The 21,022-nt window shown below is 65.5% G+C and carries 18 protein-coding genes and 1 pseudogene; 11 read left to right on the top strand and 8 right to left on the bottom strand.

What is annotated here, in order from left to right:
- Positions 1 to 4: 4 nt before the first annotated feature.
- The 3 genes and pseudogenes from BVG12_RS35340 to BVG12_RS27105 all read right to left on the bottom strand — a co-directional run bounded on the left by BVG12_RS35340 (position 5) and on the right by BVG12_RS27105 (position 4,157).
- On the bottom strand, positions 5 to 664 hold the full coding sequence (locus tag BVG12_RS35340) for an NAD-binding protein (RefSeq protein WP_370662853.1): 660 nt from the start codon (positions 662 to 664) through the stop codon (positions 5 to 7).
- Positions 644 to 1,886 (bottom strand): annotated as a pseudogene (locus BVG12_RS35345) (cation:proton antiporter domain-containing protein); the annotation flags it as partial. The pseudogene BVG12_RS35345 and the gene BVG12_RS35340, both read right to left, overlap by 21 nt.
- 9 nt (positions 1,887 to 1,895) lie before the next feature.
- On the bottom strand, positions 1,896 to 4,157 hold the full coding sequence (locus BVG12_RS27105) for a family 1 glycosylhydrolase (RefSeq protein ID WP_075795113.1): 2,262 nt from the start codon (positions 4,155 to 4,157) through the stop codon (positions 1,896 to 1,898).
- A gap of 300 nt (positions 4,158 to 4,457) precedes the next feature.
- Here BVG12_RS27105 and trpS point away from each other — a divergent pair, with 300 nt between their 5' ends.
- Together trpS and BVG12_RS27115 are read left to right on the top strand one after the other, a co-directional pair.
- Positions 4,458 to 5,480: a tryptophan--tRNA ligase gene (gene trpS, locus BVG12_RS27110; protein ID WP_075795114.1), complete on the top strand. Its 1,023-nt coding sequence runs from the start codon at positions 4,458 to 4,460 to the stop codon at positions 5,478 to 5,480.
- A gap of 121 nt (positions 5,481 to 5,601) precedes the next feature.
- On the top strand, positions 5,602 to 6,702 hold the full coding sequence (locus tag BVG12_RS27115; RefSeq protein WP_307189088.1) for a serine endopeptidase: 1,101 nt from the start codon (positions 5,602 to 5,604) through the stop codon (positions 6,700 to 6,702).
- Here the strand turns inward: BVG12_RS27115 and BVG12_RS27120 are convergent.
- The 4 genes from BVG12_RS27120 to BVG12_RS27135 all read right to left on the bottom strand — a co-directional run bounded on the left by BVG12_RS27120 (position 6,647) and on the right by BVG12_RS27135 (position 9,415).
- On the bottom strand, positions 6,647 to 7,090 hold the full coding sequence (locus BVG12_RS27120) for a DUF3597 domain-containing protein (protein WP_075795115.1): 444 nt from the start codon (positions 7,088 to 7,090) through the stop codon (positions 6,647 to 6,649). The two genes, BVG12_RS27115 and BVG12_RS27120, sit on opposite strands and share 56 nt — an antisense overlap.
- A gap of 31 nt (positions 7,091 to 7,121) precedes the next feature.
- Entirely contained in the window at positions 7,122 to 7,640 is a 519-nt protein-coding gene (locus BVG12_RS27125; protein ID WP_075795116.1) for a hypothetical protein, read from the bottom strand.
- Between the two features lie 180 nt (positions 7,641 to 7,820).
- A complete protein-coding gene (locus tag BVG12_RS27130; protein WP_075796584.1) occupies positions 7,821 to 8,978 on the bottom strand; it encodes a hypothetical protein in 1,158 nt (385 codons plus the stop codon).
- 20 nt (positions 8,979 to 8,998) lie between these two features.
- A complete protein-coding gene (locus tag BVG12_RS27135) occupies positions 8,999 to 9,415 on the bottom strand; it encodes a type 2 periplasmic-binding domain-containing protein (RefSeq protein ID WP_229503727.1) in 417 nt (138 codons plus the stop codon).
- A 267-nt stretch (positions 9,416 to 9,682) separates the two neighbouring features.
- Between BVG12_RS27135 and BVG12_RS27140 the strand changes: the two genes are divergently transcribed.
- The 9 genes from BVG12_RS27140 (at position 9,683) to BVG12_RS34750 (ending at position 20,457) form a co-directional block, all read left to right on the top strand.
- Positions 9,683 to 10,018, top strand: coding sequence for a DUF1294 domain-containing protein (locus BVG12_RS27140; RefSeq protein WP_075795117.1), 336 nt, complete (start codon positions 9,683 to 9,685; stop codon positions 10,016 to 10,018).
- A 23-nt stretch (positions 10,019 to 10,041) separates the two neighbouring features.
- Entirely contained in the window at positions 10,042 to 10,794 is a 753-nt protein-coding gene (ugpQ, locus tag BVG12_RS27145) for a glycerophosphodiester phosphodiesterase (RefSeq protein WP_075795118.1), read from the top strand.
- Positions 10,795 to 10,863: 69 nt separating this feature from the next.
- Complete coding sequence (locus BVG12_RS27150; protein ID WP_075795119.1) at positions 10,864 to 12,525, top strand: flagellinolysin; 1,662 nt, start codon at positions 10,864 to 10,866, stop codon at positions 12,523 to 12,525.
- A 148-nt stretch (positions 12,526 to 12,673) separates the two neighbouring features.
- Complete coding sequence (alaS, locus tag BVG12_RS27155) at positions 12,674 to 15,289, top strand: alanine--tRNA ligase (protein ID WP_075795120.1); 2,616 nt, start codon at positions 12,674 to 12,676, stop codon at positions 15,287 to 15,289.
- 188 nt (positions 15,290 to 15,477) lie between these two features.
- Entirely contained in the window at positions 15,478 to 15,705 is a 228-nt protein-coding gene (locus tag BVG12_RS27160; RefSeq protein WP_036238555.1) for a sulfurtransferase TusA family protein, read from the top strand.
- 238 nt (positions 15,706 to 15,943) lie between these two features.
- A complete protein-coding gene (locus tag BVG12_RS27165) occupies positions 15,944 to 16,693 on the top strand; it encodes an electron transfer flavoprotein subunit beta/FixA family protein (RefSeq protein WP_075795121.1) in 750 nt (249 codons plus the stop codon).
- A gap of 16 nt (positions 16,694 to 16,709) precedes the next feature.
- Positions 16,710 to 17,642: an electron transfer flavoprotein subunit alpha/FixB family protein gene (locus BVG12_RS27170; protein ID WP_075795122.1), complete on the top strand. Its 933-nt coding sequence runs from the start codon at positions 16,710 to 16,712 to the stop codon at positions 17,640 to 17,642.
- A gap of 153 nt (positions 17,643 to 17,795) precedes the next feature.
- On the top strand, positions 17,796 to 19,586 hold the full coding sequence (locus BVG12_RS27175; protein ID WP_075795123.1) for an acyl-CoA dehydrogenase: 1,791 nt from the start codon (positions 17,796 to 17,798) through the stop codon (positions 19,584 to 19,586).
- Between the two features lie 148 nt (positions 19,587 to 19,734).
- Positions 19,735 to 20,457, top strand: coding sequence for a hypothetical protein (locus tag BVG12_RS34750; protein ID WP_075795124.1), 723 nt, complete (start codon positions 19,735 to 19,737; stop codon positions 20,455 to 20,457).
- A gap of 5 nt (positions 20,458 to 20,462) precedes the next feature.
- On the opposite strand, the gene BVG12_RS27185 is transcribed toward BVG12_RS34750, so the two are convergent.
- On the bottom strand, positions 20,463 to 20,915 hold the full coding sequence (locus tag BVG12_RS27185) for an NINE protein (protein WP_307189089.1): 453 nt from the start codon (positions 20,913 to 20,915) through the stop codon (positions 20,463 to 20,465).
- Positions 20,916 to 21,022: the final 107 nt, after the last annotated feature.

Below are 21,022 nucleotides of genomic sequence, written 5' to 3' on the forward strand. Positions count from 1 at the left end.
GGAATTATACGTGGCGCGTCTCGTCCAGCGTGGAGACGAACTGGTCGCGCTCGCGGTCGACGATGTCGTCGACGACGCGTTCGTCGAGTCCCATCCCTTCGAGCACGAAGGCCGACAACTGCAGGCTCGCTTCCAGCGTTTCCGGCACGACGACGCTGGCGCCGGCCTGCTTGAGGGTGCGCGCGTGCTTCTCGTCGCGCGAACGCGCGTACAGCTGCACGTGGGGGAATTCGCGCCGGATGCCGCGCACGGCCTGCAGGGCCGATGCCGGATGGTCCATCGTCAGCACGATCGCGGGCGCCTCGTGAGCGTGCACGCGGCGCAGCAGCTCCGGCCGCGCCGCGTTGCCGAACCAGACGGGCCTGCCTGCCGCATGCAGCCGCGAGACGAGCTTCGCATCGTTCTCGAACGCGATGTATGGGATGCCCTGCTCGGCGAGCAGCTTGGCCAGCTGCTGGCCGACGCGCCCGAAGCCGGCGATGATCACGCGGCCCCGCGCTTCATCCAGTTCGCTGTCGTCGCCCTGCGCTGGTGCCGCGCTCGTGCGCTCGGCCCAGCGTTCGCCGATCGCGTGCCCGATCCGCGCCAGCAGCGGCGTGATGAACAGCGACAGGCCGACGGCCAGCATCACGCGCGCGCCGACGGCGCCGTCCAGCAGCTTCATCGCGATCGCGTAGCCGATGACGATGAACGCGAACTCGCCGCCCTGGCCGAGCAGCAGGCCGCCTTCGATCGCGCGGCCCCACGGCAGGCCGCCCAGGCGCAGCAGCGGCGCGATGACGACCGCCTTCAGGAGCACGAGTCCGAGCACGGCGCACGCGAGCCACAGCGGCGCGTCGACGATCTGCAGCGCGTCCATGCCCATGCCGACCGTCATGAAGAAGAGGCCCATGAGCAGGCCCTTGAACGGTTCGACCATCAGCTCGACCTCGTGCTTGAACTCCGTCTCGGCCAGCAGCAGGCCGGCGATCAGCGCCCAACGCCATCGACAATCCGGCCAGGTGGGACAGCGCGGCGATGCCGAACGTCGACAGGAGAATCAAGGCCATGAACACGTCCGGCTGGCGGTGGCGGGCGAATGCGCGGAACAGCGGGTGCACGATCTTCCCGCCGATCAGATAGATCAATGCGATGGCGACGGCCGCCTTGACCATCGCGAGCAGGGCGACGGCCGCGACGTTGGTGTCCGCATTCTCGGTGCCGAGCGCTTTGACCAGGATCAGGATCGGCACCACGGCGAGGTCCTGCAGCATCAGCACGGCGAACGCGGCCTGGCCGACCGGACTCGCGGTGCGCTGGCTCTCGGCCAGCAGCTGCATGACGACGGCCGTCGACGACAGCGACAGCACGAGACCCAGCACGAGCGCCGCGTCGAGCCGCCGGTCGAGCAGAAAGTAGGCCGCGGCGCCGATCAGCGCGGCGCACAGCAGCACTTGCGCGCTGCCCGTGCCGAACACCCAGCGCCGCATGGCCCACAGGCGCGCGGCCGACAGCTCCAGGCCGATCATGAACATCAGGAACAGCACGCCCAGCTCGGCCAGCATGGCGACGTTGTCGTTGTTGGGGAACGTGAGGAGGCCGAGCGGGGCGAAGTCCTGCGCGATGCGCCCGAGGCCGAACGGACCGAGGAGCGCGCCGATGGCGAGGAAGCCCAGCACCTGGTTGATGCGCAGGCGCTGCAGCAGCGGGATCAGGATGCCGGCAAGGGCGAGGAACAGCAGGATTTCGCGCAGGAAGGGGAATGCGTGTTGCTCTTGCACGGGCGGCCTTTGTTGGACAGAAGTTCCGGCAATTCTAACGCGTGGGCGGAGGCCGCCCACCCTACGGCTGCGATGCCGTCGGGCGGGCATTCGAGGCCGGGGGCGCGAACGAAACGTGCCCACCATGCGCCGGGATTACGCCTGGCGGCTCTCCGCCATGAGGATCACCTCTTCCATCTCCTGGTCGATCTCGTTGCGCAGCTCGAGGTAGCGCGTGAGCGCATGATCGATCCCCGGCAACAGGATGCCCCGTTCGCTGTGCAGCCCCGTGTAGCGCGGGCGCGGCGCCGCGAAGCCGATCGACTCGGTCGACACGGCTTCGAGTCGGCTCGCGTCGACGCCGGCCCGCGTGGCCGCGCGTTCAGCGAGCTCGACCCACGTCAGCGTGCCGACGTTGGCCAGGTGCCAGACGCCGGATTCGCCGTCGATCGCGAGGTCGAGGCAGGCGTGTACGAGGTCCGGCACATACGTCGGCGACACCGCCATGTCGTGCGCGGCGCGGAACGGTTCGCCCCGTTCCAGCGCGCCCAGCGCCAGCGTGACGAAGTTGTACTTGTCCCACGGGCCGAAGAACGCGCTCGTGCGCACGACGAGCGCGCCCGGATGCTTGTCCTGCACGCGCAACTCGGCCTCGGCCTTGCTGCGGCCGTAGACGTTGAGCGGGGCGACGGTATCGCTTTCCACATACGGCCGGTCGAGGGCGCCGTCGAACACGAGGTCGCTGGAGAACGTCGTCAGGTGCACGCCGTGGCGGGCGCAGGCGGCGGCGAGGATCGCCGGGCCGATCGCGTTCTCGCGGAAGCAGCGTTCGGCGTCGCGCTCGGCATCGTCCACGCGCACGTAGCCGGCCGTGTTGATGACGGCCCACGGGCGGTATCTGTCGAGGGCGCGGTCGACGGAGGCGGGATCGGTGATGTCCATGTCCTGGCGCGACAGCAGGCGGTAGGCGAGGTTGCGCTTGCGGCAGATGCGGGCGAAGGCGCGGCCCAGGGTGCCCGTCGCGCCCGTGATCAGGATCGGCGCCGCATCCTTGCCGACGAGCGTGTGGCCGTCGGCCGTGATGGACGTCAGCGCATCCGGCGTCGCCACGGGCTGGCACAGCCAGCGGCCCGGACGGCGCCACCAGCCCTGGCCGCGCAGCACCGGGTGCGACAGCGGCGTCCCGGACGACAGTTCGCGCATCATGCGCGCGACGGCCGTCGCGCGCGGTTCGGGCGCGCGCACGTCGAACGGGCCCGGTTCGTAATAGCCGTTGTTGCGGGTGACGAGGCTGTTCCAGTCGAACGAGCCGAGCAGCGACCAGACGGTCACCGCGCGCAGGTCGACGCCGTTCGCGCGCACTTCCTTGCCCGCTTCCCAGATTTCCAGCAGCCACCGCAGCTGATCTTCGCGGTTGGCGTCGATGTGGGCCTCGGTGACGGCCAGCGGGATGTGGTACCGGTCCCAGATTTCATGCAGCAGCGGGGCGATGCCGGCGGTCGGTGTCGCGAGCGCGCGCGACGCTTCGATGTCGGCGCACGGGATGCCGTCCGCCATGCCGCGATGGTGGGCCGGATAGCGGTCGGGGCGGTGATCGAGCCAGCGCTCGCTCGTCACGTAGTAATTGACGCCGATGATGTCCGGCGGGCACGGATTGTCGCGGAACCACAGGATGTCGTCGGCTGGGATGCCCGCCTTCGTCAGGTACGACCACAGCGGATGGTCCGGGCCGACCATGCCGCACAGCAGGTCCCACGCGAGCCAGCGGCGTTCGTTGTAGAACTCGGCCACCTGCGCCATCTCGGGCGTGCTGTAGGTCTTGCCGAGGTCGTCCGTCTGGACGAGTTTCGCGTCCGGATTGACGGCGCGGATCGCGCGCATGGCCAGCACGACGGCGCGGCACTGGTTCAGCAGCGCCTGCACGAACGTCCGGTCGTCGCGGCCGTGCGGATACCACACGCCGTACAGGCCGGCGAAGCGTGCCGTCGTGCAGGGTTCGTTGACGGGCGTGTAGTACTCGATCCATGGATAGCGCGCGGCGACGGCGCCGGCGTATTCGGCCAGCTGCTCGGCGAACGCGGGATCGACGAGGCTCGTGTGGCGCGGGCCGCTGCCGTGGTGGATCAGGCCGGCGATCGGCGTGATGCCGTGGGCGCGCAGCGCGTTCAGGCGCGCGTCTGGCCAGGTCCAGTCGGCGGCGTGGACGCCATCCGGCGCCGTGCGTTCCCACAGCACGGGATAGCGGATGGCGCGGATGCCGAGGGAGGCGAAACGGTCGATGTCGTCGGCCCTGGTGGCGTGGCCGTTACGGTCGAGCTGGTGGAAGTAGTCGTCGCGGACGCGGTTGACGGTGCATTCGAGGCCGCCCCAGAGTTCCAGAGGGCGGGCGTGGCTGTTCGTGCTCTTCGTAGAATCCATAAATCACCAATTTGTTAGTTTTATTGCAACGAAAAATCCAGCATGGTCCCGAACTGGCAAAAAAGTCGGGGAAGCGTTTTGGCTTTCGAACGGTGGCGGTTGACAGCGGCGCGTCAACCTGCAACCATGCCATCCATGAATTTTTCGTATCCACATCCTGTTCTCACCTGGTGGCGCCGCTGATTGCGCGCGGCCAGTGAATTGGATAGGTATTCCGAAACGCCGCCTCGATTCCAAGGTGGCGTTTTTGTTGGCGCGGCAGGATCGAGGCAGGGCGGTCAACCACCCAAGGAAAACTCGATGAGTCTGCAAACCCCTACCGCTACCACGCCCATCATCCTGACCGGCGACCGGCCCACCGGGCCGCTGCACCTCGGTCACTTCGTCGGCAGCCTCCGCAATCGCGTTACATACCAGGACCAATATCGCCAGTTCATCATGCTCGCGGACGCCCAGGCGCTCACGGACAACATGGATGATATTGGTAAGGTACACCGGAACGTGATCGAGGTGGCGCTCGATTACCTTGCCGTAGGGATCGACCCGGCCAAATCGACCATCCTCATCCAGTCGCAGATCCCGGAACTGGCCGAGCTGACCTTCTATTACCTGAACCTCGTGACCGTCGCGCGCCTCGAGCGCAACCCGACCGTCAAGCAGGAAATCATCGTGCGCGGCTTCGAGCGCGACATCCCGGCCGGCTTCCTCACGTACCCGGCGAGCCAGGCCGCCGACATCAGCGCGTTCAAGGCGACGATCGTGCCGGTCGGCGAGGACCAGATCCCGATGATCGAGCAGTGCAACGAGATCGTGCGCAAGTTCAACCGCAATGCCGGCCGCGACATCCTCGTCGAGTGCAAGGCGATCGTGCCCGAAGTGGGCCGCCTGCCGGGCATCGACGGCAAGGCCAAGATGAGCAAGTCGCTGGGCAATACCATCAACCTGGGCGCTTCCGCCGACGAGATCCGCGCCGCGGTCAAGATGGTCTACACGGACCCGCTGCACCTGAAGGTGTCGGACCCGGGCCACCTGGAAGGCAACGTCGCGTTCCTGTACCTCGACGCGTTCGACACCGACAAGGAAGGCCTCGCCGAGATGAAGGCCCATTACGTGCGCGGCGGCCTGGGCGATTCCATCGTCAAGAAGCGCCTGGAAGGCATCCTGCAGGACATGCTGGCGCCGATCCGCGCCCGCCGCGAGGAATTGGCCAAGGACAAGGGCCAGGTCATGCAAATCCTCAAGGAAGGCACGATGAAGGCGCGCGAGGTGGCGGCGCGCACGACGGACGAGGTGCGCAAGGCTCTCGGTTTGTCTTACTTCTAAACCGCATCGGGTAGCGACAGACGCGACGTGAGGTAGCGCAAGGCGATGGCTTTGCGCTTTCTGATGGTCCACTCCATGTATTGATGGCAAGCTGCGGCTTCCGCCATCGATGGAGAGTGCCATGAGCAAGGGTTTGCGCCTAACCGAGCAATGGATGCGCCGGGCCTTGTGGCTCGTCGCGTTCGTGTTTGCCGGATTCCTGACCGGGCTCGGTAACCAGGTCGTCGACAACGTCATGGTCCTGGAGCCCGTGCCTCCTCCCGAACAGTTCCTCGATCCGGCCAAGGCGGGGCCGCTGCAGGCTGCGATGCGGGACGCGCGGGCGACGCGCGAGAAGGCCGATGCGGCGCTGGAGCAGGCCCGGCAGAAACACCGGGTCGCGCAGGCGAACACGAACAGCGCGCGCGACGCGTTCGACAACTGGATCGCGACCCGCCACGCGACGGTGCGGCCGGACCAGGACGAGGAGCTGATCGCGCGTAACCGCGAGCTCGACAAACTCGTCGCCGCGGAACGCACGGCGCTGGCCGGTGTCGAAGCCCAGGAGCAGGTCGAGCTCGACGCCAAGCAGGCCGAGCAGAAAGCGGATGCGGCCTGCGAGGCACTGCTGGAACCGGCGCGCGCAGCGTCGAACGAGGCCGCCCGGCGGGCCGCGCGCAAGGTCTTCCTGATCCGTCTCGCCGTGACCCTGCCGCTGCTGCTGGTGGCCGGCTGGCTGTTCAAGACTAAGCGCAACGGCACTTATTGGCCGTTCACGTGGGGCTTCATCTTCTTCGCGTTGTTCGCGTTCTTCGTCGAGCTGGTGCCGTATCTGCCCAGCTATGGCGGCTATGTGCGCTACGGCGTCGGGATCGTCATGACGGTCGTCGTCGGCCGCTACGCGATCCGCTGGCTGCACGCGTGGCTGGCGCGCCAGAAGGAAGCGGAAGCCATGCCCGACGCGCAGCGCCGCACGACGATGCGCTACGACGTGGCGCTGGACCGCATCGCCAGGAGCGTATGCCCGTCATGCGAGCGTGCGACGAACTACAAGGATGAGCACCTCGCCCATTGCCCGCACTGCGGCATCGCCTGTTCGACCGCTGCCCGGCATGCAGCGCGCGCAAGAACGCTTTCACGCGCTATTGCTTTTCGTGCGGCACGCCGGCGAACGTCAGCTTGGCCGATTAGTCCTTCAGGTCGGCCGGCACCTTGCCGCCGTTCGCCGCCAGCTTGTTCATGACCTGGCGGTGCAGCCAGATGTTCATGGTGGCCGAGTCGTTCGTATCGCCCGTGTAGTTCAGCTCGGCGGCCAGTTCCTTGCGGGCCTGTAGGCTGGAATCGAGGCCGAGCAGCTTGAGCAGGTCGACGATCGACGTGCGCCAATTCAATTGCTGGCCAGATTGCTGCTGCATATTGTTCAGGACGGCTTCCACGTCGACCTGCTGCATCGCCGGCGCGGCCGGGGCCGCCTGCGGCTGTTGCGCGGGCTGCTGGGCCGGCTGCTGCGTGGGCTGTTGCGTCGGCTGCGGGGCGCGTTGCTGGGCGCCCGGGTCCGCCTGTCCGCTGTTCTGCGCGGCAGGGTGCGAGGACGGGAAAATCTTGTGGAAGATATTGCTCAGAATGCCCATATCGAATCCTTTCGGTGATTGACGGATGCGCTCAATGGCGCTGCATGTCTTGCGCCATGTGGCCGAGCGCGATCGCCAGCGCGGCGCCGCCGATGGCCTTGACCAGGGTCGGGTGTTCGGCATAAAAGTCGCCCATGCGCTCGACGATGCCCGGATTCTGCTGTTCGGCCTTGGCGGCCAGTTCCTGCACCTGTTCGGGCGACACCTGGTCAGCCTGTTCCGGCGACACGCGGGCCTGGTCGGCGCCCAGCAGGTTGCCGAGCGCGCCGCCCGCGACGGACGACAGGATGGACGGCCCCACATTGGCCAGCAGATGGTTCAGCATGCCGGCACGCTGGTCGGGATTGCTGTTGCTGAACAGTTGGCTGACCATCTGCGGGAACGGCGGCGTCTGGTCCGAACGGAGCGCCTGGGTCACGCCCTGCGCGACGGTGGCGCGCGGCACGTTCTGCGCCACGTGGTCGAAATCGGTCTCGGCCTGCGCCGGGTTGACGTTCGGATTGGCACCGCCCAGGTATTGCTGCAACAGGTTGCCCAGATCAAAGCTCATGATGTACTCCTGCGTTGAGACGTCGAAGGGCAAGGGTAGGCGTTCGCGCGGGATTCCTCCGTACGTTCGCTAACGGAGCGGGTGGTCCAACCGAGGGGGAGGGGCGCGGCGGCAGGCACCGGCCGCGCGTCTGTGAAACGTCCGTCCGGGCCGCCTTGCGCGGCCCGGGCGGTCGGGCGATCAGAACACGCCTTGCAGGGACACCGACATGTGTTTCGAATCGCCGAAGAACTTGTAGGCGTACTGCGAGCGGTCCTTCGACACGTCGTACTGTACCTTGAGGGCCACGTCCTTCGCGAAATCCCAACGCAGCGACACATACTGCGTATTGCGACCCTCGATCGGCTCCGCCACGGTGCGATAGCGGGAGAACGTGTACATCGGCGTCCAGTTGCCGAAGCTGTGGCCCACTCCGATCAGCGCATACTTGTAGACATTGTTGATGCCCTTGGACGCATCCACCTGTTCGAAGCGGTCCAGCTCGCTCTTCACCAGCCAGTTCTTGTAATCGAGGTTGGCGGACAAGCCCATGATGCGCGTGGGCTGGTCGGCATAGATATCGGTGCGCACGCCGTTCTGGTCCTGCCAGACCGAGTCGTTGTGGTGCATCATCATGACGCGGACATCGACGATGCCGTTGTTTAAGGCGACATAGCTGCCGAGGATTCGTTTCCACGATTCATTCGTCGGCGTCGTGTAGTAGATGCGCGTGTCGTAGGCGTCGTTCTTCTGCGTGAATCCGCCGGCCCAGGCGTGCGCGGTGAGCGCCCAGTTGCTTTGGCCGAGCTGGGTACGGTAGGTGGCGTTGGCGCCGTCGTATGCATAGATCGGCCAGCCGTACACGTCGGGTGCCGGGCGCACCCAGGGATACGCGTAGCCGATGTAGAGATAATCGCTGTAGTAGTAGAGCGGAATGCGCTGGCGGCCGGCCTGGAAGGTCCAGGCAGAGTCTTCCGACGGCTTCCAGGTGACATAGGCCCAGTCGACGGTGGGGCGCGAGCCGTGGTTCGGATTCATCGTGCGGGCCACGACCTGTACGGTCGTCGACAGGGTGGGCGAGAAGTCCTTGCGCAATTGCAAGCCCAGCAGCGATTCCTGGTCGAACTGCCAGCCCTTGGACTTCTCGTACACACTCGTGTATTCCCAGCCCTGCATGCTGCACGGGCAATTCCACTGTTGGTAAGTCCAGGGGGACGAATCGCCTTGCGCCGCGCCGCTCAAGACCTTGGCGCCGGTAATGTTATAGAAGCCGGTCAGCTTTAACGAGCCGCTCGAATCCAGGTCGATGGCTTGCGCCAGCGCGGGCATGAGCGCCAGCGCGATCAGGGTTTTTTTCATGACTTTCTCCACGATGACGGTCACTCGACCACAGCAATGACCTTGACGCTGTCATCGACTTCGGATTTTTCAATGTAGCCAATGGCGTTCGGCGATTGGCTGATGACTTTCTTCACGTCGGCGCCCGACTTCAATTCCTGCGGCGCCTTGCCCGCGCTGGAGAAGACGATGCGCGCCCACATGGCTCTCACCTGGGATGGGGTTCTTTCCAGCACTTTCTTGCAGAATTCTGCCCGGATCGGCGCGCTGTCCGTATATTCGACAGGCTTGAGGTTGTTCGACCCGCCGATGAAGAACTGCGCCACCTGGCTGTGGTCCATGTGCGTGACCGGGTTATTGGGATTGACGACGATCGCGATCTCCGCCTGGGCGGGAGCGATCGCGAATATGGCCAGTAGTGCGAACGCACCGTGGCACAAGCTTGATTTCATGAACATGGTAACGACTCCTTCCCAACGGTCTGGTATTTCCAGGGACGATCAACGCTCCTGGAAGCTTCAAGCGCAGCGCTCTCCGGCAAAAATTTACTTTTTGCGCAATATTGTTGCGTTGTGGCAATTATTATGGTAGAGAGTGGCGGCGCCTCGTACAACCGGTTTCTGACGAAGGCGGCGAAAAAACAACGCGCGGGCCTGATTTGACGGTGTTTCGGTTTGCGACTTTGCCAAGTGGACACTTCCACAGCCGGCGCGTAAGCTGGCGCAATGCGTTATCTTCCCCTGCTGGTGTTCCTGGCCCTGTACGCCTACGCCGCGCTGGCCTTCGGCCTGCCGTCCGCGGTGGGCCTCGCGTATGGGCTGGCCAGCGGCGCCTGCTTCGCACTCTATGCGTACGACAAGGCGGCGGCGCGGCGCGGGGGGCGGCGCACGCCCGAGCGTGACCTGCTCCTGCTGGGTCTCGCCGGCGGCTGGCCCGGCGCATTGCTGGCGCAGCAATGGCTGCGTCACAAGACCGTCAAAGTGCCGTTCCAGTACTTGTTCTGGCTGACCGTCGGCGTCAATCTCGCCGGGTTCTGCGCCCTGGCGCGCGCGCTCGCCTGATTCCATCTTCTCGAGGAGACATCATGTGGCCTTATCCCAGGATCGTGGCACACCGCGGCGGCGGCACGCTGGCGCCGGAAAACACGCTGGCCGGACTGCGTCGCGGCATGGCTGCCGGTTTCCGCGCCATCGAATTCGACGTCATGCTGGCACGCGACGGCGTCCCCGTCGTGCTGCACGATCCCGAGCTGGGCCGCACGGTGGCCGGGGCGGGATCGGTGGCGGACATCGACGCGTCCGATCTCGCCGCGCGCGATGCGGGATCGTGGTTCGGGCCCGATTACGCGGGCGAACCGGTGCCGCTGTTCGTCGAGTTCGCGCAGTACTGCAAGGCGCACGGCGTGTGGATGAACATCGAGATCAAGCCCGTGCCCGGCCACGACGCGCAGACCGGCACCGTCGTCGCGCGCCTGGCGGCGGCCATGTTCGCCGACGAACTCGCCGCCGGCAGGCTGGAGCGGGCGCCGCTGCTGTCCTCGTTCAGCGAGGCGGCACTGCAAGCCGCGCGGGACGCCGCGCCGGCGCTGCCGCGCGCCTGGCTGACGTCATCGCTCCCGGCCGATTGGAAAGCGCGTGCGCGGGCGCTGGACGCGGTCGCGATCCACACGAACCACATGCGGCTGACGCGCGGCCAGGCCGCCGCGGTCAAGGCCGCCGGCTTCGGCCTGTTCTGCTACACCGTCAACGCGCCGGCGCGGGCGCGCGAACTGTTCGGCTGGGGCGTGGACGGGCTGTGCACGGACCGGATCGACCTCATCGGTCCTGCTTTCAATTAAACGGTAGTTTCTCCTCAAGAATTGTAACGCGTTGTCGTTAATGACATTCGGCCCCCGGTCACGGTCCCTATGTCACTTTCGATCAACAACAATTCACTGTCCCTGAACGTCCAGCGCAAGTTCGCCGAGCACACGAACGAGGCGAACCGCCTCATCGCGCGCCTGAGCTCGGGCGCGCGCATCGAGGGTGCCGCCGACGATCCCGCCGGCCAGGCGCTGGCGGCGCGCATGTCGTCGCAGCTGACCGGGATGAGCCAGGCCATGCGCGGCATTAACGACGCGACGTCGATGCTGCAAGTGGCGGACAGCACGTTGTCGAACATTACCGACAGCTTGCAGCGCCTGCGTGAACTGGCCGTGGCGTCCGGCAACGGGTCGTACACGGACAGCGACCGCGACAAGCTGCAGGCGGAAGCGCAGCAGATCCTCACCCACATTACCCAGACCGGCAACGGCGCCTCGTTCAATGGCCAGGCGATTTTTTCTCCGGATAACACGAACGCGGGCGAGGACAAGAACAAGCGTGCCGTGCTGGACAGCCTCCGGGCTGGCTGGCTGAGCTCCGCCGAAGACATGGTCCAGCAGTACTACGGCCTGCAGGCCGACGGTGCCACCCTGAAGATCAACCTCGACACGACGGACGGGAAGGGCGGCGTGCTCGCCTCCGTCTCGGGCTCGACGGCGCCGGACAGCGACATCACCCTGAACATCGACATGGCGGATTTCAGCGGCATCACCACCCCGGACGGGGGCACGGGCCCGCTGTATGACGACCGCGTCATTGCGCACGAGATGGTGCACGCAATCATGTTGCGCTCGACCAGTTTCAATTTCCCACAATGGTTCATCGAAGGTACGGCCGAGCTCATCCAGGGCGCGGACGAGCGCGTGGCCGGCGCGCTGGCCAGCGGCCAGACGGCGAGCAACATCGTCGGGACGATCGCGGGCGGCGGTTTCACCTACGAAGGCGGCTACGTCGCGTCGCGCTATCTGCACGACAGGCTGAAGAGCATGGGCGTCAACGGGGGCATGAAGGGGCTGATGACCTATCTGAGCGCACACCGCACGGCCGACCTGGACACCGCCCTGAAGGCCGTCACGGGCGGGCAATACCAGAATACGAGCGATTTCATGGCGGACTTCGCGGCCAATGGCGCCAACTTCATCACGAACACGATGAACCTGACGAATGCCGACACGGGGGCCATCGGCGGGCTCGACGCGGACGGCGGGCCGTCGCGCGACGCGCAGGGCGTCGTCGCCGAAGCCGGCTTCGGCACGCCGGCGAAGCCGCTGCGCAATTTCAAGGTCGAGTATCCGGATATCGGCAGCGCCGGGCCGACCATCCATCGTGTGCAGGTCCAGGCCGGCGCGGATTCCGGCGACCTGATCGACATGCAGTTCACGGCCGTGAACGCGAGCGCGCTGGGCCTCGGCGACCTGGACCTGCACAACACGGCGGTGGCGCTGCTGCGCATCGACGATGCGCTGGCGCTCGTCGGCGAGCAGCGCACGCAGGTGGGCGCCTACAGCAACCGCATGGACGTCGTGGCCAGCAATAACCAGACGGCATCGATGAATCTGGAAGCGTCGCGCGGGCGCATCCAGGACATCGATTATGCGGGCGATACGGTGCAACTGACGCGCACGCAGATCCTGCAGCAGGCGGCATCCGCGATGCTCACGCAGGCCAATGGTGAGCCGCGGGCCGTGCTGGCGTTGCTGCGCTGATGCGCGTGCCCGCGCTAACGCCTCCGGTCAATCGTAGCGTGCACGGCGCCGCCGTTACGGCTGAGCAGACGCCGCGTGTCTAGCCGTCCACCCTACGCTATAATCAATTTTCTTTATATAGCAAGCTGCCTAAATCCGCCCCTACGACATGAAATCCACCGAAATACGCGAAAAGTTTCTCAAGTTCTTTGAGTCCAAAGGCCACACGATCGTCCGCTCCAGCCCGCTCGTGCCGGGCAACGACCCGACGATGTTGTTGACCAACAGCGGCATGGTGCAGTTCAAGGACGTGTTCCTGGGCCTGGATACGCGCCCGTACAAGCGCGCCACCACCGTGCAGCGCTGCGTGCGCGCCGGCGGCAAGCACAACGACCTGGAAAACGTCGGCTACACCGCGCGTCACCACACGTTCTTCGAAATGCTGGGCAACTTCAGCTTCGGCGATTATTTCAAGCGCGACGCCATCCACTTTGCCTGGGAACTGCTGACCAAGGTTTATAACCTGCCGGCCGACAAGCTGACCATCACCGTCTACTTCGAAGACGACGAAGCTTATGGCATCTGGGCGAACGAAATCGGCGTCCCGACGGAGCGCATCATCCGCATCGGCGACAACAAGGGCGCGCGCTACGCATCGGACAACTTCTGGCAGATGGCCGACACCGGCCCGTGCGGCCCGTGCACCGAAATCTTCTACGATCACGGCCCCGAGATCTGGGGCGGTCCTCCGGGATCGCCGGAAGAAGACGGCGACCGCTTCATCGAGATCTGGAACCTCGTGTTCATGCAGTTTAACCGCGATGAGCAGGGCGTGCTGACCCCGCTGCCGAAGCCGTCGATCGACACCGGCATGGGCCTGGAGCGCCTGGCCGCCGTGCTGCAGCACGTGCACTCGAACTACGAGATCGACCTGTTCCAGAACCTGATCAAGGCCGCCGCGCGCGAGACCGGTGCGACCGACCTGGCGAACAACTCGCTGAAGGTGATTGCCGACCACATCCGCGCGGCCAGCTTCATGATCGTCGACGGCATCATCCCGAGCAGCGAAGGCCACGGCTACGTCCTGCGCCGCATCATCCGCCGCGCGCTGCGCCACGGCCACAAACTGGGGCAGACGAAACCGTTCTTCTTCAAGCTCGTCGACGACCTGGACATCGAGATGGGCGCCGCCTATCCGGAACTGCGCGACGCGAAAGAGCGCGTGATGCAGGTGCTGAAGGCCGAGGAAGAGCGTTTCGGCGAGACCCTCGAGCACGGCATGAAGATCCTGGAAGCGCAGCTCGCCAAGGACCCCCAGCACCTGGACGGCGCCACCGCCTTCACCTTGTACGACACCTACGGCTTCCCGCTCGACCTGACCGCGGACATCTGCCGCGAGCGCGGCATCAAGCTGGACGAGGAAGGGTTTGCCGCCGCCATGGAGCAGCAGAAGAAGACGGCCCGCGCCGCCGGCAAGTTCAAGATGGCCGCCAACGTCGAGTACTCGGGCGAAAAGACCAGGTTCGTCGGCTACGAAGCCCTCGTGCACAACAGCCGCGTCGTCGCGTTGTACACGGCCGGCGCGCCCGTGCAGGAATTGAAGGCCGGCCAGGACGGCATCGTCGTGCTGGACACGACGCCGTTCTACGCCGAATCCGGCGGCCAGGTGGGCGACAAGGGCCTGCTGAAATCGCCGGGCGGCGTGTTCGAAGTCGAGGACACCCTCAAAATCCAAGCGGAAGTGTTCGGCCACCACGGCGTGCTGCAGTCGGGCTCGCTGAAAGTCGGTGACATGGTCGACGCGCAAGTCGATGAAGTGAAACGCGCCCGCACCATCCGCAATCACTCGGCGACGCACCTGATGCACAAGGCCCTGCGCGAAGTGCTGGGCGGCCACGTGCAGCAGAAGGGCTCGCTGGTCGATCCGGACAAGACCCGCTTCGACTTCAGCCACAACGCCCCGCTGACCGCCGAGGAAATCGCCAAGGTCGAGCAGATCGTCAATGCCGAGATCCTGCAGAACCATGCGACCGTGGCCCACCACATGTCGATGGACGACGCGATCAAGCACGGCGCCATGGCCCTGTTTGGCGAGAAATACGGCGACACCGTGCGCGTGCTGGACATCGGCTCGTCGAAGGAACTGTGCGGCGGCGTGCACGTCACCCGCACGGGCGACATCGGCCTGTTCAAGATCGTGTCCGAATCGGGTGTGGCCGCCGGCATCCGCCGCGTGGAAGCCGTGACGGGCGAGGGCGCGCTGGCTCTCGTGCAATCGATCAACCGCAAGCTGAACGAAGCGGCCGGCGCGCTGAAGACGAGCCCGGACGAACTGCCGGCCCGTATCGGCCAGGTGCAGGACCAGGTCAAGTCACTCGAGAAGGAAATCGCGGCGCTCAAGTCGAAGCTGGCTGCCGGCCAGGGCGACGAGCTGGCGACGAAGGCGATCGACGTGAACGGCATCAAGGTGCTGGCCGCGACGATGGAAGGCGCGGACGTGGCTGGCCTGCGCGAGACGATGGACAAGCTGAAGGACAAGCTCAAAACGGCCGCCATCGTGCTGGCGTCGGTCGCGGACGGCAAGGTCAGCCTGATCGCCGGCGTGACCGCGGATGCCACGTCCAAGGTCAAGGCGGGCGATCTGGTCAACTTCGTCGCCAAGCAGGTCGGCGGCAAGGGCGGCGGCCGTCCTGACATGGCCCAGGCCGGCGGTACGGAGCCTGCCGCGCTGCCGCAGGCGCTGGCTGGCGTGGCCGGCTGGGTCGGCGAGCGCGTTTCCGCGTAACGCCGACGCGCCGCCGCAACGAAATTGTTGCGGCGGCGCATGCATTGTGAATTGACGTTGTTACAACGCAACATGGATACCAAATTTTGGTGCGGCGCGTCATAATGGGCTAATTGGAGTACTATCGGGTCCATGCCCTACCAACTAGCAGGCAATCGATGAGCGAAACCATAATCGACACCGGCACCATCGAGGTCCAGAAAGACCTGGATGCGCGTGGCTTGAATTGCCCGCTGCCGATCCTGAAGGCCAAGAAGGCCCTCGCTGAACTGGCCAGTGGCGAAGTGCTGCGCATCGTCGCCACCGACACCGGTTCGGTACGCGACTTCCAGGCATTCGCCAAGCAGACGGGCAATGCCCTGCTGGCGCACACCCACATCAACGGCGAATTCACGTTCTGGCTCCGCCGTAAGTAACACCGACTATCCACGTCGAACCGTCGAGCCGTCCCATCGCCGGCCCGCCGGGCAGGCCAACCACACGCCGGCAAACCGCCAGCTTTCTTCCGAGAACCCGATAACGCACAATCCAGCACGATTAGGGTATTTCCTCTAACCGAAAAACGCACGATCGTGCTTTAATTCTGACCTGAACGGCATTTGCTTTTATAATTCGGATCATTTTTAGTCTTCACCCATTTTCCAAAGGCACACTATGAAAGTCCTGGTACCCGTCAAACGCGTGGTCGACTACAACGTCAAGGTCCGCGTCAAGTCCGACGGCAGTGGCGTCGATATCGCCAACGTCAAAATGTCGATGAACCCGTTCGACGAGATCGCCGTGGAAGAAGCCACGCGTCTGAAGGAAAGCGGCAAGGTCACCGAGATCGTGGCTGTGACCTGCGGCGTGGCCCAGGCTCAGGAAACCCTGCGTACCGCGATGGCGATCGGCGCCGACCGCGGCGTGCTGGTCGAGACCGGTGCCGAGATCGAACCGCTGGGCGTGGCCAAGGTGCTGAAGGCGCTGGCCGTCGAAGAGCAGCCGCAACTGATCATCCTGGGCAAGCAGGCGATCGACGACGATTCGAACCAGACCGGCCAGATGCTGGCTGCGCTGCTGGGCTGGCCGCAAGCGACGTTCGCCTCGAAAGTCGTGCTGGAAGACGGCAAAGTCACCGTGACCCGCGAAGTGGACGGCGGCCTGGAAACCGTGGCCTTGAGCCTGCCGGCCATCATCACCACCGACCTGCGCCTGAACGAGCCGCGCTACGTCACGCTGCCGAACATCATGAAGGCGAAGAAAAAACCGCTGACGACCGTCAAGCCGGAAGACCTGGGCGTCGACGTCACGCCGCGCCTCAAGACCGTCAAGGTCACCGAGCCGGCCAAGCGTTCCGCCGGCGTCAAGGTGCCCGATGTCGCGACCCTGGTGCAGAAACTGCGCACCGAAGCCAAAGTCATCTAATTAAGGAATTTCATCCATGGTCGCACTCGTCATTGCTGAACACGACAACGCCCACCTGAAGGCTGTCACCCTGAACACCGTCACCGCAGCCGCGCAATGCGGCGGCGACGTCCACATCCTCGTCGCCGGCAGCGGTTGCGGCGCCGTCGCCGAACAAGCGGCGAAAGTCGCGGGCGTATCGAAAGTGCTGGTCGCCGACGCGCCGCAATTCGCCGACGGCCTCGCCGAAAACGTCGCCGAGCAGATCCTGGCCGTCGCCGGCAACTACTCGCACATCCTGGCGCCGGCTTCGGCCTTCGGCAAGAACGTGCTGCCGCGCGTGGCTGCCAAGCTGGACGTCGCCCAGATCTCGGAAATCACCAAGGTCGACTCGCCCGACACGTTCGAGCGTCCGATCTACGCCGGCAACGCCATCGCCACCGTGCAGTCGACGGACAACGTCAAAGTCATCACCGTGCGCGGCACCGGCTTCGACGCCGCCGCAGCCACGGGCGGTTCGGCCGCCGTCGAAACGGTCGGCGCCGTCGCGGACTCGGGCAAGTCGAGCTTCGTGGGCCGTGAAGTGGCCAAGTCGGACCGTCCGGAACTGACCGGCGCCAAGGTCGTCGTCTCCGGCGGCCGCGGCATGGGCTCGGGCGACAACTTCAAGATCCTGGAGCCGCTGGCCGACAAGCTGGGCGCCGCCATGGGCGCATCGCGCGCCGCCGTCGACGCCGGCTACGTGCCGAACGACTGGCAGGTCGGCCAGACCGGCAAGATCGTCGCGCCGCAGCTGTACATCGCCGTCGGTATCTCGGGCGCGATCCAGCACCTGGCCGGCATGAAGGATTCGAAGACCATCGTCGCCATCAACAAGGATCCGGAAGCGCCGATCTTCTCGGTGGCCGACTACGGCATCGTCGGCGACCTGTTCGAGGTCGTGCCTGCCCTGGTCAAGGAACTGGGCTAATCGTCGTTTCCCGCACTGCGGGGAACAACTTCCCGCGAAAGCGGGAATCCATACTGAATCAAACGTAGCAATGCGGTTCGTACTTTGTATGGGTTCCCGCTTTTTTTGCGACCAGCGATTGACGTTGACGTAAAGAGAAACTAGGAGACTGCCGTGACCTACCACGCCCCCCTGAAAGACATGCTGTTCGTGATGAACGAACTGGCCAACCTGTCCGAGATCAACCAACTGCCCGGCTGCGAAGACGCGACGCCCGACACCGTCGAAGCCGTGCTGGAAGAAAACGCGAAATTCTGCGGCGAAGTCGTCGCCCCGCTGAATCACCCGGGCGACAAGGAGCCGAGCTACTGGCACGATGGCCAGGTCACGACGTCGAAAGGTTTCAAGGAGGCGTTCCGCGGTTTCGCGGACGCCGGCTGGCAGGGCGTGCAGCATCCGGCCGAATTCGGCGGCCAGGGCTTGCCCAAGCTCGTCGCCACGCCGTGCATCGAGATGCTCAACAGCGCGAACATCGCGTTCGCGCTCGTCGGCCTGCTGACCGACGGCGCCATCGAGGCGCTGCTGACGGCCGGCAGCGACGAGCAGAAGACGCGCTTCATCGAGCCCCTGATCAGCGGCAAATGGACCGGCACGATGAATCTGACGGAGCCGCAGGCCGGTTCCGACCTCGCCGCCGTGCGCACGCGCGCCGTGCCGCAGGGCGACGGGACTTATAAAATCTTCGGCACCAAGATCTTCATCACGTACGGCGAGCACGACATGGCGGAGAACATCATCCACCTGGTGCTGGCGCGCACGCCGGACGCGCCCGCGGGCGTGAAGGGGATCTCGTTGTTCATCGTCCCCAAGTTCATGGTGAACGACGACGGTTCGCTGGGCGAGCGCAACGACGTGCACTGCGTCTCCATCGAGCACAAGCTGGGCATCAAGGCCAGCCCGACCGCCGTGCTGCAGTTCGGCGACCACGGCGGCGCGATCGGCACGCTGGTCGGCGAAGAGAACCGCGGCCTCGAATACATGTTCATCATGATGAACGCGGCCCGCTTCGGCGTCGGCATGCAGGGCATCGGCCTGGCTGAACGCGCCTACCAGCAGGCCGTCGCGTTCGCGAAGGAGCGCGTGCAGTCGCGTGCCGTCGAAGGGTCGAGCGGCCCCGTGGCCATCATCAACCACCCGGACGTGCGCCGCATGCTGATGTCGATGCGCGCGCAGACCGAGGCCGCGCGCGCGCTGGCGTACGTCGGCGCCGGGCTGTCCGACCTGGCGCACAGCCACCCGGATGAAGCGACCCGCAAGGCCAACCTGGCCGTCTACGAATACCTCGTGCCGGTGATCAAGGGCTGGTCGACGGAGATGAGCGAGAACGTCGCGCGCGACGGCGTGCAGGTGCATGGCGGCATGGGCTTCATCGAAGAGACGGGCGCCGCGCAGCACTACCGCGACGCCAAGATCCTGACGATCTACGAGGGCACGACGGCGATCCAGGCCAACGACCTGGTAGGCCGCAAGACCGTGCGCGACGGCGGCGCCGTGGCGAAGGCCATCCTGGCCCAGGTCCGCGCGACCGAGGCGCAGCTGGCCGACGTGCAGGACGCAGACTTCACCGCGATCCGCGCGCAGCTGGTGCAAGGCAGCGCGGCGCTGGAAACCGTCGTCGACTACGTCGTGGCGAATGCCAAGTCCGACGTGCGCGCCGTGTTCGCGGGCAGCGTGCCGTATCTGAAACTGGCCGGCATCGTGCTGGGCGGCTGGCAGATGGCGCGCGCGGCCCTGGTCGCCCGCCAGAAGCTCGATGGCGGCAACGGCGACGCGGCGTTCTACCGCGCCAAGGTCGCCACCGCGCGCTTCTTCGCGGACCATATCCTGTCGCAGGCGGACGGCCTGCGCCACGCGATCGTGGACGGCAGCGCGGGCGTGCTGGCACTGGATGTCGAGCAGTTTTAAGCAAGTCGGCGTATAGCCCTGAAAGCGGCCTGCGGGCCGCTTTTTTGTTTGACGTCCGTCATGCGCAATGGGTAGTGGGACCTCTTAGAATCGATTCGTCGCACCCACGGATGTGTTTCGCGGTGCATGGTCAACCCAAGGAGCGTCCATGTTTTCCCTGAAGCCTGGTAAGGTGTTGCCGGTCGCCGCGGCCTGCGCGGTCCTATGGGCACTGGTTGCCTGCGGAGGCGGCAGCAGTCCCGCCCCCACGACGGCCGCGAACGATCCGCCGGCGGCACCGGGTCCCAGCCCGAGTCCCGCACCCGCACCGGCGCCCGCGCCCGCGCCGGCACCGCCTCCATCCACCGATCCCGCGCCCCCGCCGGACATCGTGCTGGCGCCTACCTATACTGAAATCTCGGCCACCGTCACCTTCAGCAAGCCGCACTGGCCCGCCTGGGTCCATGCGGGGACGGCCATCGTCGACGGCGTCGGCTGTGCGAAGAACGAGAACTATCATATCCACGCGCTGCTCTCGGTCTACCAGGACGGCGTGCGCCTCGCCTTGCCGGATTCGATCGGCCGCGGCAGCGGCTGCGCGTACGAGATGCACACCCACGACGGCTCCGGCGTCATGCACATCGAGACCGACGTGCCCAAGGTCTTCACACTGGGCCAGTTTTTTGCGCTGTGGGGGCAGCCGTTGAGCGCGACGTCCGTGGCCGGCCTGCCGGGCGCGCCGACGTATTACCTGATCGACAAGGAAAAGGTGACGCGGTACACGGCCGACCCGTCCGCCATCACGCTGGATGCGCACCGGGAGATCGTGATCGTGACCGGCACGCCGCCCACGCAGGTGCCCCGGTATAACTGGAATACGAGCGGCTTGTGATGCGGTCAGCCGTATGCGCCGCCCGTGTAGAGCAGGTCGAACAAGCGCGAGATCGCGGCGATGAGCACCGTCGTGCCCACCAGCATCGTGATCACGACGAGGAGGATCACGAACCAGTGCGATTGCGAGCGGCGGCCTGAGCCCGCGTTGTAGCGGGCATCCCATTTCTCGTCGGGCGTGAGGCCGAAAATCAGCGCTTGGACGAAGCCGGCGAGCCAGGACACGATCAGCGGCAGCAGGACGTAGAACGGATTCGGGGCATGCCCGAGTCCGTACACCAGGCCGGCCACGGGGAGGCTGCAGACGTGCAGCAGGCCGATGCGGTCGACGCTGCCCTTCAGATAGAAACGGTGGGCGCCGAGCCCGCCGAGCAGGAAGGCGAGGGCAGTGGCGAAGGTCTTGTTCTTGTGCTGCGACATCGAGTATTTGTTGAAAGGAAAGCCATCAGTATCGTTCAAAAGCGGCCCCGATAGTGGCGGAGTGTCGCGAAATCGGCGATAATCTTGGATTCGGCCGGGACTGCGCGCCCAGCGTTCTTGGTTTTTATGTAAATGCTTGCTGATGC

This window comes from Massilia putida (assembly GCF_001941825.1).
Classification (GTDB): Bacteria; Pseudomonadota; Gammaproteobacteria; order Burkholderiales; family Burkholderiaceae_D; genus Telluria; species Telluria putida.